This is a genomic window from Acinetobacter sp. P1332, from assembly GCF_044057475.1.
Taxonomy (GTDB): Bacteria; Pseudomonadota; Gammaproteobacteria; order Pseudomonadales; family Moraxellaceae; genus Acinetobacter; species Acinetobacter johnsonii.
Genome location: NZ_CP171157.1, coordinates 79,994 through 93,542, shown reverse-complemented (window position 1 = coordinate 93,542; position 13,549 = coordinate 79,994). Strand labels below are relative to the sequence as shown.

Below are 13,549 nucleotides of genomic sequence, written 5' to 3'. Positions count from 1 at the left end.
GGTTCCCTCATGTTAAAACAAACCTTGCTCTATACTGGTAAAGCGAAATCTGTCTATGAAACAGACAGTGCAGACCACCTGATTTTAGTCTTTCGTGATGATGCTTCGGCATTCAATGGTGAAAAGATCGAACAACTAGATCGTAAAGGTAAGGTGAACAACCGTTTTAACGCCTTTATCATGGATAAATTGGCTGCGGCTGGCATTGAGACTCACTTTGAAAAACTTCTTTCTCCAACAGAAGTTCTAGTGAAAAAACTCAGCATGATCCCTGTTGAATGTGTAATTCGTAATTATGCAGCAGGTTCTTTATGCCGTCGCTTAGGTGTAGAAGAAGGCAAGGAATTAACACCGCCGACTTTCGAATTATTCTTCAAAGATGATGCGCTTGGTGACCCAATGGTCAATGAGTCTCAAGCGATTGCTTTAGGTTGGGCAACTGCTGAGCAACTTGAGCAAATGAAAGTCCTCACTTACCAAGTGAACGAAGTTCTTAAAAACTTATTTGACCAAGGTGGCATGCTACTTGTGGACTTCAAACTTGAGTTTGGCGTATTCCACGACCGTATTGTTCTTGGTGATGAGTTCTCTCCAGACGGTTGTCGTCTATGGGACAAAGAAACCAAGAAAAAACTCGACAAAGACCGTTTCCGTCAAGGTTTAGGTGGTGTGGTTGAAGCTTATGAAGAAGTTGCTGCACGTTTAGGTATCGACCTTTCTGATATCTAATCAGTTACAGATTCAAAAAAAACCGAGCTTAATCGCTCGGTTTTTTTATAGGTGACTCAGCGCCAATAATAGCTAGCCAGAACATAAAATTGCTGCGAATAAAACAACATTCCTGTACGCCATAGCGCACAAGACTTCCGGTATATTTCAACTATGTATTGAATTTGTTTTTTAATATGATAAAAACATATGAACAGGACGTTCTCAGATAAAAATTATTCCAGCCGAAAAAATACCCTTATCTCCTCATCTCTCATGGCGACAAGATCCATCGATCCCCTAAGAGCAGAAAACTGGTATAGATGTTGCTTTTATTCAAAAGTACTCAGTAGGGTAAGTTCTATCTTCGTCTTATTTCTTAGATTTGTTTTTTTACGGATGGCTATATTTAAAATGAAAAACTGGCAAAAAAAATTACTACTTTCCACTACATTCGTAGCCGTAGCACTGAGCAGTACTGTCCAAGCAAAAGAATGGAAAACCATTCGTTTTGGCACAGAATCCGCATATGCACCTTTTGAATATAAAACACCAGACAATAAGCTGGTCGGTTTTGACATCGACTTGGGCAATGCCATTTGTGCCAAATTAAAAGCCAAATGTGTATGGGTAGAAAACTCCTTTGATGGGATGATTCCTGCGCTCAAAGCGAAAAAGTTCGACGGTATTTTGTCTTCAATGACGGTTACTACGGATCGCGCAAAACAAATCGCATTTAGCAATAAAATTTACAACACGCCTACCCGTATGGTCGCGAAGAAAGGCTCTCCTTTACTCCCTACTCCTGCATCCCTAAAAGGCAAACGTGTGGGTGTACAACAAGGTACGATTCAAGAAGGCTATGCAAAAGCCTATTGGGCACCTAAAGGTGTGAATGTGGTTCCTTATCCAAACCAAGATGTGCTTTACCAAGACATGGTTTCGGGACGCCTAGATGCAACATTACAAGATGCGATTATGGTCGATACTGGTTTCCTAAAATCGGCCAAAGGCAAAGGCTTTGCTTTTGCAGGCAATAATGTGGTCGATGCCAAAACACTCGGTGTAGGGGCTGCAATCGGCTTACGTAAAGAAGATGTCGATCTGAAAAAGAATATTGATAAAGCGTTAGCTGAAATTATTGCAGACGGCACCTATAAGAAACTCGAGAAAAAATACTTCTCTTTCAGCATTTATTAATTTATAGGGTGTCGGTTCAACACCGACACTTTTTATATACTGCTGATTTATAAAATTTTATATTTTTACTCGGAGAAACTGAGTATGTTTCTGTCTGGCTATGGTCCCGTATTACTCAGTGGCACTTGGATGACCATACAGCTTGCTTTGTTATCACTGGTGCTTTCGATCATTATTGGCTTGTTTGGGGCAAGTGCCAAACTCTCTCGTATTAAAATCTTACGTCATGTTGCAACCCTCTATACCACGCTCATTCGTAGTGTTCCTGATCTGGTGATCATGTTGTTGTTGTTCTATAGCCTGCAACTTGGATTGAACTCGATTACCGAATCGATCCATATGGAGCAAATTGACATCAATCCCTTTGTGGCAGGGGTGATTACTTTAGCCTTTATTTATGGGGCCTATTTTACGGAAACCTTCCGTGGCGCATTTCAAGCCGTCCCCAAAGGTCAACTTGAAGCTGCATATGCCTATGGCATGACCCCATTTCAAGTCTTCAGGCGTGTCCTCTTTCCACAAATGATGCGTTTTGCCTTACCGGGGATTGGCAATAACTGGCAAGTCCTCATCAAAGCTACTGCCTTGGTGTCCTTAATTGGTTTAACCGACATCGTCAAAATTACCCAAGATGCAGGTCGAAGCAGCATGCAAGTGTTCTATTTCAGTATTGTTGCAGCCGTCATTTATCTGGCCATCACCACCCTTTCGAATTTGATTCTCATGTGGTTGGAACGTCGTTATTCTGCTGGTGTGAAAAAGGGACAACTATGATTGAAATTATTCAACAATACTGGCAGTCCTATCTGTGGACCGATGGTTTTCAAATGACTGGGGTCGCCATGACCGCATGGCTACTGGTCTTATCGATTGCGATTGGTTTTGTTCTGGCTGTGCCTTTGTCAATTGCTCGAGTTTCTGAGCATGCTTTTGTACGTGGACCTGTTTGGTTTTTTACCTATATTTTCCGTGGTACGCCCTTATATGTGCAGCTACTGATTATTTATACTGGGATTTATAGTCTCGAATTTGTGCATGCCCATGAACGGCTCGATGAATTCTTTAGAGAAGGGCTTAATTGCACCATTTTAGCGTTTGCACTCAATACAGCAGCTTATACCACTGAAATTTTTGCAGGGGCGATACGTTCGATTCCCTACGGCGAAATTGAGGCGGCAAAAGCCTTTGGAATGTCGCCTTGGAAACGCTATACCCGCATTATTATTCCATCTATGCTACGTCGAGCATTGCCGTTTTATGGTAATGAAGTCATTTTGATGCTGCATGCAACCACCATTGCCTTCACTGCAACCGTGCCTGATATTCTCAAAATTGCACGGGATGTCAATGCTGCCACTTATGCCACGTTTGATGCCTTTGGCATTGCCGCTGTGCTGTATGCCTGTCTGGCATTTATCCTCATTTGGATCTTTCGTAAATTGGAACAACGCTGGTTGGCGTTTTTAAAACCATCGAATCATTAGGAGAAACAATGGAAAATTCAGCAAAACTGGTGATTCGAGACCTTTGTAAAAGTTTTGGCGATCATGAAGTCTTAAAAGGGGTTTCACTTGAGTCACGCGCAGGTGATGTGATTAGTATTATTGGTTCCTCGGGTTCGGGTAAAAGTACCTTTCTTCGTTGCATCAATTTTCTAGAACAACCGAGCCAAGGCAGCATTCAGCTCAATGGTGAGCAGTTAGAGACTAGCTTGGATAAAAATGGCAATCTCAAAGCAAAAAATCCCAAACAACTACAAAAAATGCGCACCCAACTGATGATGGTGTTTCAACATTTCAATTTATGGTCGCATATGACGGTATTAGAAAATATTATTGAAGGACCCATTCATGTCTTGGGGCTAAAGCGGAGTGAGGCGGAAGAGCGTGCACGAAAATACTTAAGAAAAGTTGGGCTTGCTGAAAGTGTCGAAAAGAAATATCCGTCTTTTTTGTCAGGAGGACAACAACAGCGTGTCGCAATTGCCCGTGCCTTAGCAATGGAGCCGGAAGTGATGTTGTTTGATGAACCGACCAGTGCTCTAGATCCTGAACTGGTGGGTGAGGTGTTGAAAGTGATGCAAAGTTTGGCTGAAGAAGGCCGAACCATGATTGTGGTCACCCATGAAATGGGCTTCGCACGCCATGTGTCCAACCATGTCATTTTCTTAGATCAAGGCAAAATTGAAGAACAAGGTGATCCAAAAGAAGTTTTGATTCACCCCAAAAGTGAACGCCTGCAACAGTTTTTAGAGGGTAACTTTAAATAATTGAATAGTCTTCAAGAGCTTGGTGCAGCAATGATTCAACACTCAATGCTTAGTTAAAAAGATAAAGCGCCTCGTTTGATATGATCCCGCGAAACTATATGCATTCAGATAAAAAACCGAGCCATTTCGCTCGGTTTTTTTACCTTTCCACCTAAGCTTTTATAGATTGGTGTATCGATTTTTAGTGGTATCCATCACCAAAAAACTGGTGATCGAGCTAATGGATGAAATCGTTCCTAAAACATCGGTATGAAACTTTTTATAAGACTTAATGTCTGCCACTTCAACCCTGAGCAAATACTCAACCGAGCCTGTAATGGTATGACACTCTGTGACTTCATCCGTGTTTAGTCCCGGCATTCCATGTGTCGGGGTTTGGGCAGTCGGTGGTCTTTTCTTACGCCAATATCTGATGAAACCGCGCTTTGCCTTGAGCTTTAACATCACAATGGCAATCGCTTTATTAGCCGCTGTGTTACCTGCGGCATTAAAATTGATGAATACGCACATCGGAACATAAAACGCTACAGTGCTTAAAGAAAAAACTGCTCAATGAATGTGACTAAATCCTAAGCCTCAAAAAACAAAAGCCTGATTTTTTCATCAGGCTTTTTATTACTGCTGCTGTTGCTGTTCTTGTTGCCAACGGCGTTGCTGTAAACGCTCACCCTCAACCTCACGCTTATTGCGTGCCGACTCATAAAGTTTGGTTCCTTTGAGCTCAGGAGGTAAATATTCTTGCATCACAAAATGCTCTGGATAGTTGTGCGGATACAAGTAGTCGACGCCATAGCCCTGCTCTTTCATCAACTTGGTCGGTGCATTTCTTAAATGCAGCGGCACAGGTAAATTCGCTGTTTTCTCGGCCAAATCCAACGCTTTGTTGATCGCAAGATAAGTACTGTTACTTTTGGCACTGGTCGCCAAATACACCGCACACTGCCCAAGAATAATTCGACACTCTGGCATGCCCACCGCTTGAACAGAACGGAAGCATTCTCCAGCAAGCAGCAGTGCATTGGGGTTTGAGTTACCAATGTCCTCAGAGGCTGCAATCAACATCCGACGGGCAATAAAAACGGGATCTTCACCACCTTTGAGCATACGTGCCATCCAATACAAAGTGGCATCAGGATCACTCCCTCGAATTGACTTAATAAAAGCCGACACCAAATCATAATGCTGCTCACCCGATTTGTCATAACGGGCGATATTTTGCTGTGCAACTTTGACCACCATTGCATTGGTCACGATATTTTCAACGTCAGGTTCGAAGGTGCCCGCAATGAGTTCAATTAAATTCAAGGCTTTACGGGCATCACCTGCGGCAAACTGCACCAGTGCTTCAAATTCTTCAATTTGAATATAACGCTCTTTTAAAAACGGATCGCTTTTAATTGCTTGCAATAATAAAATTTGAATCGCATCGGCATCGAGTGCATTTAAGGTATAGACCTGACAACGCGACAACAATGCACTGTTGACTTCAAAAGAAGGATTCTCGGTGGTGGCACCAATGAGGGTAATTTTGCCTTTCTCCACAGCATTCAGTAAGGCATCTTGCTGTGATTTGTTAAAGCGATGAATTTCATCAATAAACACCACAGGTGGCATTAAATCTCCGCCATCGGCAATGATCTCACGGAGCTCTTTAACCCCCGTATTGAGTGCAGATAGACTGACAAATGGTCGGTCGATTGCTTGCGCCAACAGTAAAGCAATGGTGGTTTTCCCCACGCCTGGCGGCCCCCAAAAAATAATCGATGGCAAATGCCCTTGATCGATCATTTGGCGGAGCGGTGCCTGCTCACCCAATAAGTGATCCTGCCCAATAATTTCAGATAAATCACGCGGGCGTAAACGTTCAGGCAGTGGAATATTGCTATCGGACATAGGGCTAGGACTTATCATGCGTTCATCGAATGCTTATGTTATGGCAAATTCAGGCAAATGACACAAGCTTTTCATGCAATTTGATTGTGCTTTTATCGGCTAGCGAAACCAACGCACAATATAGTCTTCGATGTCGTCATCCTGAATCTCTTCTTCAGAAATACAGCGTCCTGCTGCAGACTTTTTCGCTTTCAGAATACTTTGACGTGAGCCCGTGTTCAAATAGTGCCATCTGGGCAAATTTTTACCTTCATGCAGACGACGGTAAGCACAGCTCGGTGGTAACCAATGAATCGTGTCTAAAAGTTCGGGCGTAAGCTGGATACAATCGGGCACATGCTGCTTTCGGTTCGGATAATCCCGACAACTGGCCGTTTGACAGTCCAGCAGTTTACAGGCCACTTTGGTATAGGCGACTTCTTGGCTTTCTTCATCTTCAAGTTTCACCAGACAGCATAGACCACAACCATCACACAACGCTTCCCACTCTGCTGAACGTAGCTCAGTGAGCGCATAATGCTTCCAAAACTCTGGTCTTAATTCGTTGGACATAACCACTGCCAATAAAACTGAATGCACTATTATAACCTATAGTCACATGGCTTTCAGAGCTATCTAAAGTGTCAATATTTACATCATATTCATAAACTTAAAATACAAACAGAACACTTTTTAAACAAAAGCAACACAGTGTGTCCGAACCTTCTTTCTATACTAATAGAGTAATAAATAAGAACATCTATGGAGAAAAATTATGTTTCGTTGGGCGATTATCTTCGCAGTGATTGCACTGATTGCAAGTTTACTTGGTTTTGGCGGCGTAGCAGGTTTATCCAAAGACTTTGCGATTATTTTATTGGTGATTGCTGTGATTCTAGCGATTGTCGGATTTTTATCCCGTGGCAAAGTCTAAAGTACGCGACTATTCATAAAAAAAGAAGGATTCAGATCCTTCTTTTTTTATGTGTGCCTTTAAAAGTAATTTCTCACATTTCTCATGTACATCGGAATATTTTTCAAATCCTTGTAAAAGTTTTATGCTTTAATCAGAACAGATCATCTATCAGGATTTGAGCATGACAATCAGTATTCAAACTCGAGAAATTCAATATAACGCAGCCGATGGACAACTCTTAGTCGGTTATTTTGCAGCACCAAGCGCTCAAACACCGCATGCAGGTATAATCGTTGCACCCGAATGGTGGGGCCGAAATGAATATACTGAACAACGTGCTCGCGAACTGGCTGAACACGGTTATGCCGCACTGGCGATTGATATGTACGGCGACAAAAATGTCACCACAGATGCGAAACAAGCCTATGAATGGATGATGCAAACTTTTGCCGATGCAGACACCATCGTCAACCGTGCACAAGCAGGTTTAGATACGCTTGCAGCCCAGCCTGAAGTGAATCCCACTCAGCTGGCGGCGATTGGTTTTTGTTATGGTGGTAAAGTGGTTTTAGACTTAGCTCGCTCAGGCGCACCACTAAAAGCAGTGGCGACTTTCCATGCAACATTGGCACCGAAAGCCCCTGCGGTCGAAGGTCAAATTCAAGGTGAAATTTTAGTTTTACATGGTGAGTTAGACAGCATGGTTACTTTGGATGATGTTGCTAGCTTCCGTGAAGAAATGCATGCGGCAAAAGTGGACCATGAAGTCATCATTTTTGAAGATGCGAAGCATGGTTTTAGCAATCCATTGGCCGATGAGCGTGCCAAAGCCAATGGCGTAGACTTGGGCTATAACCTAGAAGCAGAAAGACAAGGGCTAGATGCAATGTATGACTTGCTAGAACGCAATCTCAGTGCTTAACTAGAGCTGAGAATTCAACTGTTTGATTTTTCAGATCCAATAGGATACATAATTAGATTTTAGAGGAGATAACAATGACTGAGACCCACTGCCAATATTGTAATTTTGATGAATATGACGTGCTTGATAAAAATGACTTTGGGGTGATTTTGCCCGAACCCAATGCATTGTCTAAAGGTCACTGTGTCATTATCCCTCTACGTCATGTGAGCTCATTTTTTGACATTACCGACAAAGAACGTAAAAGCTTAATGTCTTTACTGGAACTGGCACGTAATGAACTCCAATTACGTCATCAACCTTCAGGCTTTCATATTGGTTTTAATGACGGTGAAATATTTGGGAATGTGTCTGAACACTTACATATCCATATTATTCCACGCTACAAAGACCAAGAGCTAAAACTTGATGCACGTTGGGGCATGGCAAAAGACTAAGCTTTTATGGTTTTAAATGGCGCGTAAGCGCCATTTTTTATGCGCAAAAAATCAGGCTCAGAAAAGACATTCAGTTATACTAAGCCGAATTTCTTCCTTGTGCCTCAGATGTCTCCTTTCTCTTTTTCAGATGCGTTACTGACTTGGTTCGATGTTCATGGTCGACATGATCTGCCATGGCAAGTCGCCGATGATCCCTACAAAGTTTGGGTGTCTGAAATTATGCTGCAACAGACCCAAGTCAAAACCGTGCTGCAATACTTCGAGCGTTTTATCGAACGCTTCCCAACAGTTGAAGCTTTAGGGACAGCATCATGGGATGAGGTCGCACCTTACTGGGCAGGTCTGGGCTACTATGCCCGTGCACATAATCTACATAAAGCCGCAGGGGTTGTAGCACGTCAGGGACACTTTCCTCAAACGTTAGAGGACTGGATTGAACTGCCAGGCATTGGTCCATCAACCGCAGGGGCGCTGATGTCTTTGGGTTTACGTCAGTACGGCGTCATTATGGATGGGAACGTGAAACGTGTGCTCGCGCGTTTTTTTGCCATTGAGGATGATCTAAGCAAACCTGTGCATGAACGCAGTATGTGGCAACTGGCCACTGAACTCTGTCCAACTGAACGTAACCACGACTATACCCAAGCCATCATGGATTTGGGGGCAACCGTCTGTACCCCTAAAAAACCGCTGTGTTTATACTGCCCAATGCAGCAACACTGTAAGGCTCATGCACAAGGGCTAGAAACTGAACTGCCTTTTAAAAAACCCAAGAAAGCTGTGCCTGTGAAGTCAGCCCAAGTTTTGGTACTGCGTCATCACAATCAATGGCTGTGGCAACAGCGCCCCAATAGTGGACTCTGGGGCGGTTTATGGTGTTTACCTATTTTTGAAAATCGTGATGAGTTCTCGCAACTGTGCCAAAGTCTAGGACTAAAACAAGTCTCGCAACGCGCTGACATTTCGCATAGTTTCACCCATTTCACTTGGCAACTAGAAGCGCTTTGCTTTGAAGTCGATGCCGACCAGCTCGAACATTTAAGTATAGAATTGGCCAGCACATGGCTAGACATACAAAACGTCACAGAAATGGGCATCCCAACTGCGATGAAAAAATTGATCTCGGCAATTCAACTGTGACATAGTTGGGTGATCGATTGGGTTCACCCTGAGACTTTAAAATTAGATCACTGAAATAATAAAGGATTGTTCGTGCGTAATTGTTTGCCCCGCCTTTCTGCGCTTGCCAGTTTAAGTTTTGTGATTCTGTTACTCGCAGCTTGCCGTACCACGCCGCCTGCACCAAGTGAAAGCCAGTTACCGGCCTCACAAGTCCAACAGCTGAAAAACATGCGTTTAGCTCAGCAGCTGCCTGTACCCGTTCAAGGCATTAAACGTCATGGGCTCACAGATACTTGGGGAGCGTCCCGCAGTAGCGGACGGACGCATGAAGGCATCGACATTCTGGCTCCACGTGGAACAAAAGTTTTTTCTGCCACAGAAGGGCTCGTCGCAGACTTACGCAATAACAATTTGGGTGGTAAAGTGGTTTGGATTATGGGGCCAGCAGGCACTTGGCATTACTACGCTCATCTTGATGACCATAAACGTGGCTTAAGTGTCGGCGACTATGTCAAAAAAGGCGACCTGATCGGCTATGTCGGCAATACAGGCAATGCACGGCACACAGCCCCACATTTGCATTATGGACTTTATTTACAAGGTAAAGGCCGTGGTGCAGTAAATCCGTATCCTTATTTACGTTAACTTTAGGAATTTTTCATGTCAGAAGCGTTGATCAACCGTCTGGTCGAATTTGCTGAATCAGGCAATCAACAAAAAATCATCTTGGCAGGACAAAACCACCAAGGTTGGATCATGGAAATTACCGAAGATGCGCTTTTAATCAGCACTGGATTTGCTGAAAAAACAGGAAAAGATGTTTGGATTAACTTTTCCGACCTCGAACACGCCCAATTGTTTTATTGGGACAATCAACACGACCAATGGGCACCTTTTACCCTATAAAAAGATCAGGAGCATGTTCATGACCACTCAACGCTGCAGATGGTGCTCCTCAGACCCACTTTACATCGACTACCATGATCATGAGTGGGGTAAACCACTACATAATGAAAAGCAATTATTTGCGATGCTCTGCCTCGAAGGTCAACAAGCGGGGCTTTCATGGATTACCGTCCTGAAAAAACGTGAACATTATCATCGCCAGTTTTTTCAATATTCCATTGAACAGATTGCGGCTCTAAGTGATACAGACTTAGCAGAAAAAGTCCAAGATATCGGCTTAATTCGCCATATCGGGAAGCTGACCGCCATTCGTGACAATGCGATTGCATGGCAAGCCCTGAAACAACAAGGTATCAACCCCGTTGAGTGGCTCTGGAACTTTGTCGGGCAACACGCAATCAACAATGATGTCCCTGACTACCGTACAGCGCCTGCACAGACACCTCAAAGCCAAAATATGTCTAAAACCCTAAAAAAACAGGGCTTTAAATTTGTCGGACCCACCACCTGCTATGCCTTTATGCAAGCAGTCGGTATGGTCAATGATCACGAAAATAGCTGTCATTTTAAATAAAAGTACATAAAAAACAGGAAAATAAGGATATAGAATATGACGGATAACACCATTCGTGCCTATGCGGCAATGCAAGCAGGCGCAGCACTACAACCCTATCAATTCGATGCAGGTGAACTGCAACCACATCAGGTCGAAGTCCAAGTCGAATATTGTGGATTGTGCCATTCCGATGTTTCGGTCATTAACAATGAATGGAACTCTTCGGTCTATCCCGTTGTCGCTGGTCATGAAATTATTGGCACCATCAGTCGCTTAGGCTCCGAAGCCAAAGGGCTTAAACTTGGACAGCGCGTCGGTATTGGCTGGACGGCAGAAAGCTGCCAACACTGTGACCCCTGTGTGTCGGGCCAACAAGTACTCTGTACAGGTGGGCCGACAGCAACCATCGTCGGTCATGCAGGTGGCTTTGCCGACAAAGTTCGCGCAGGTTGGCAGTGGATTATTCCTTTACCTGAAGAGCTGGATCCTGAATCCGCAGGTCCTTTATTGTGTGGCGGTATTACCGTTTTTGATCCGATTTTAAAACACCAAATTCAAGCCATTCACCATGTTGGCGTGATTGGCATCGGTGGTTTAGGGCATATGGCTATTAAGTTACTTCGAGGATGGGGCTGTGAAATTACGGCGTTTACCTCGAACCTCGACAAAACGGAAGAACTCAAGGCCATGGGTGCAGATCATGTGGTGAATAGCCGTGATGTGGATGCGCTTAAAACCCAGCGAGGCAAATTCGATCTATTGCTCAGTACGGTGAATGTCACGCTCAATTGGCCTGCCTATATTAGTACACTGGCACCGAATGGCACGATCCATCTTCTAGGCTTGCCCCTTGAGCCCATCAAGTTAAATGCAGGTAGTCTAATTGGTGGAGCAAAGTCTATCACGGGTTCACCCACTGGCTCACCTGCGGCATTACGTCAGCTACTCAAATTCGCTGCACGTAAAAACATTGCGCCACAAATTGAACTGTATCCTATGTCACAGTTGAATGAAGCACTGGAACGGTTGCATTCTGGAAAAGCTCGTTATCGTATCGTTCTCAAAGCCGATTTTTAATCCATAAGCGCCTCAAAACAGGCGCTTTTTATACCGCTTGTTTGACCAACGTCGATACTGAGTTGCGCTTTCACCCAATCGGCCAACAAGGTGACTGCCGCGCGAATATCTGTTGAAATTTCATGACCTGCATTGAGGCGGATACAGTTTTTATAACGCTGCCCTTCACCAAAGACTTCTCCTGGCACAATATTAATACCGTGCTGCTGAGCAAAATAGTACATATCTAAACCATCGATACACTCGGGTAGCTGTAACCACAGCGCATAACCACCTAAGGGTTGATTGATACGTAACTCAACCCCGTCAAAGGCATGCTGAATCATGTGTCGGTATTGCTCAACTTGCTGTTTCAAAATCGGCTTTAACTGCTGTAAATGCTCCCGATAAGCACGACTATAAATGAGATCGGCCAGTGCCAACTGTAAAGGCGTATTCACTGTGATATTTTGCATCAGTAACGTAGCCTTCAAATGCGCTAAGCGCTGCGGAATACAGAACCAACCTACCCGATACGCAGTTGAAAGTGATTTGGAAACCGAACCACAGAAAATCACATAACCGTGCTGATCCCAATACTTAATCGGCAGCGGACGACTCGAGCTGAAACTACATTCACCATAAATATCATCTTCAATCACATAGCATTGATAGCGCGCTGCCAGTTGTGCAATTTTTTCTTTTTCTGCATTGCTTAAACAAAACCCTAATGGATTTTGATAATTGGCCGTGAGTAAACACGCTTTTGCGCCTGAGCTTTGCATGACCTGCTCTAAACGTTCAAGATCAAAGCCTTGAGTATCGGCTGGAATTTCAATAATTTTTCGTTTTAACCCCGCCAACATTTGCAACTGACCATTAAAATTTGGAGTCGGTACAATTACGCTGTCCCCTTCCTTGCTGAGGTGTTGGATCATCACCGACAGCGCAGGCATACAGCCATTGCTGATGTAAATATCATCCTGCGAAATATAGAAGCCATCTTCAGCCCAATGCTCAGACAAAGCCTGTCGCAAACGAATATGGCCTTGCTTATCGCTATATAAAAAATCTTCAGGTTGGCTGTGTTTTAAGGCGCGTTGAATGGAACGGCGGAGCGCTTCTACAGGCACATGTTTTGGAGAAAGCTGAATCGCTCCCAAATGGATGAGACGGCTATTAATGGAAGACTGTTGAATTTCCAGTTGTAGCTCTAAGTTAGAAATATCACGGGCTTGGGACTGAAAGTCAGGATGCTGCGGTACAGGAATAGATGGGCCGGTATTTTTTTGATAACTGACAAAATAACCCGACTTATTTTTCACATGAATATAACCCTGTGACTCAAGTAGCTCATAACAGCTCTTGGCGGTATTCAAGCTGACCTTTTGTAAGTTGGCAAACTGGCGTAACGACAACAGCTTTTGCCCTGCGGGTAATTCAGCATTTTGAATTTTTTCAAGCAACTGTGCAGCCAAGCTTTGATACTGGAATGCCATTCATCTGTACCTATTTTTTTAACTTCTATGTATCTGTATCCATTATGCCAACAGAATTATGCTTCTGTCATTCGTTCACAACC

General features: G+C 43.7%; 17 protein-coding genes. 13 read left to right on the top strand and 4 right to left on the bottom strand.

Going from position 1 to position 13,549, the window contains the following annotated elements; genetic code table 11:
• The first annotated feature begins 9 nt into the window (after positions 1-9).
• The 5 genes from purC to ACFN7Z_RS00340 all read left to right on the top strand — a co-directional run bounded on the left by purC (position 10) and on the right by ACFN7Z_RS00340 (position 4,177).
• Positions 10-729 carry a phosphoribosylaminoimidazolesuccinocarboxamide synthase gene (purC, locus tag ACFN7Z_RS00360; protein WP_004691818.1) on the top strand — a complete coding sequence of 240 codons (720 nt, stop codon included), beginning with the start codon at positions 10-12 and terminating at the stop codon, positions 727-729.
• Between the two features lie 393 nt (positions 730-1,122).
• The gene (locus ACFN7Z_RS00355; protein WP_104221695.1) at positions 1,123-1,908 is read left to right on the top strand and encodes an ABC transporter substrate-binding protein; all 786 of its coding nucleotides are present in this window, start codon (positions 1,123-1,125) and stop codon (positions 1,906-1,908) included.
• Between the two features lie 84 nt (positions 1,909-1,992).
• Entirely contained in the window at positions 1,993-2,682 is a 690-nt protein-coding gene (locus ACFN7Z_RS00350; protein ID WP_104221696.1) for an ABC transporter permease, read from the top strand.
• Positions 2,679-3,392, top strand: a complete 714-nt coding sequence (locus tag ACFN7Z_RS00345; RefSeq protein WP_004691821.1) for an ABC transporter permease — start codon at positions 2,679-2,681, stop codon at positions 3,390-3,392. Before ACFN7Z_RS00350 ends, ACFN7Z_RS00345 begins: the two co-directional genes overlap by 4 nt.
• An 8-nt stretch (positions 3,393-3,400) precedes the next feature.
• Positions 3,401-4,177: an ABC transporter ATP-binding protein gene (locus ACFN7Z_RS00340; RefSeq protein ID WP_395442357.1), complete on the top strand. Its 777-nt coding sequence runs from the start codon at positions 3,401-3,403 to the stop codon at positions 4,175-4,177.
• 159 nt (positions 4,178-4,336) lie between these two features.
• On the opposite strand, the gene ACFN7Z_RS00335 is transcribed toward ACFN7Z_RS00340, so the two are convergent.
• The 3 genes from ACFN7Z_RS00335 to ACFN7Z_RS00325 form a co-directional block, all read right to left on the bottom strand.
• Positions 4,337-4,687, bottom strand: a complete 351-nt coding sequence (locus ACFN7Z_RS00335; RefSeq protein ID WP_207778855.1) for an Lrp/AsnC ligand binding domain-containing protein — start codon at positions 4,685-4,687, stop codon at positions 4,337-4,339.
• 105 nt (positions 4,688-4,792) lie between these two features.
• Positions 4,793-6,070: a replication-associated recombination protein A gene (locus ACFN7Z_RS00330; protein ID WP_130235500.1), complete on the bottom strand. Its 1,278-nt coding sequence runs from the start codon at positions 6,068-6,070 to the stop codon at positions 4,793-4,795.
• A 99-nt stretch (positions 6,071-6,169) separates the two neighbouring features.
• Complete coding sequence (locus ACFN7Z_RS00325) at positions 6,170-6,622, bottom strand: YcgN family cysteine cluster protein (protein ID WP_130235501.1); 453 nt, start codon at positions 6,620-6,622, stop codon at positions 6,170-6,172.
• 202 nt (positions 6,623-6,824) lie between these two features.
• Between ACFN7Z_RS00325 and ACFN7Z_RS00320 the strand changes: the two genes are divergently transcribed.
• The 8 genes from ACFN7Z_RS00320 (at position 6,825) to ACFN7Z_RS00285 (ending at position 11,988) form a co-directional block, all read left to right on the top strand.
• Positions 6,825-6,983: a DUF1328 domain-containing protein gene (locus tag ACFN7Z_RS00320; protein WP_004647174.1), complete on the top strand. Its 159-nt coding sequence runs from the start codon at positions 6,825-6,827 to the stop codon at positions 6,981-6,983.
• 163 nt (positions 6,984-7,146) lie between these two features.
• Positions 7,147-7,887 (top strand): dienelactone hydrolase family protein, encoded by a 741-nt coding sequence (locus tag ACFN7Z_RS00315; RefSeq protein ID WP_130235502.1) that lies wholly within the window; start codon positions 7,147-7,149, stop codon positions 7,885-7,887.
• A 74-nt stretch (positions 7,888-7,961) separates the two neighbouring features.
• A complete protein-coding gene (locus ACFN7Z_RS00310) occupies positions 7,962-8,324 on the top strand; it encodes an HIT family protein (protein ID WP_058870560.1) in 363 nt (120 codons plus the stop codon).
• 108 nt (positions 8,325-8,432) lie between these two features.
• The gene (gene mutY, locus ACFN7Z_RS00305; RefSeq protein WP_130235503.1) at positions 8,433-9,467 is read left to right on the top strand and encodes an A/G-specific adenine glycosylase; all 1,035 of its coding nucleotides are present in this window, start codon (positions 8,433-8,435) and stop codon (positions 9,465-9,467) included.
• 84 nt (positions 9,468-9,551) lie between these two features.
• Positions 9,552-10,094, top strand: a complete 543-nt coding sequence (locus ACFN7Z_RS00300; RefSeq protein WP_171457929.1) for a M23 family metallopeptidase — start codon at positions 9,552-9,554, stop codon at positions 10,092-10,094.
• A 15-nt stretch (positions 10,095-10,109) separates the two neighbouring features.
• A complete protein-coding gene (locus tag ACFN7Z_RS00295; protein ID WP_004691836.1) occupies positions 10,110-10,355 on the top strand; it encodes a hypothetical protein in 246 nt (81 codons plus the stop codon).
• A 19-nt stretch (positions 10,356-10,374) separates the two neighbouring features.
• Positions 10,375-10,929 (top strand): DNA-3-methyladenine glycosylase I, encoded by a 555-nt coding sequence (locus ACFN7Z_RS00290; RefSeq protein ID WP_104221720.1) that lies wholly within the window; start codon positions 10,375-10,377, stop codon positions 10,927-10,929.
• Positions 10,930-10,965: 36 nt separating this feature from the next.
• Positions 10,966-11,988 carry an NAD(P)-dependent alcohol dehydrogenase gene (locus tag ACFN7Z_RS00285; protein ID WP_130235505.1) on the top strand — a complete coding sequence of 341 codons (1,023 nt, stop codon included), beginning with the start codon at positions 10,966-10,968 and terminating at the stop codon, positions 11,986-11,988.
• Here the strand turns inward: ACFN7Z_RS00285 and ACFN7Z_RS00280 are convergent.
• On the bottom strand, positions 11,985-13,466 hold the full coding sequence (locus tag ACFN7Z_RS00280) for a PLP-dependent aminotransferase family protein (RefSeq protein ID WP_395442352.1): 1,482 nt from the start codon (positions 13,464-13,466) through the stop codon (positions 11,985-11,987). The two genes, ACFN7Z_RS00285 and ACFN7Z_RS00280, sit on opposite strands and share 4 nt — an antisense overlap.
• Positions 13,467-13,549: the final 83 nt, after the last annotated feature.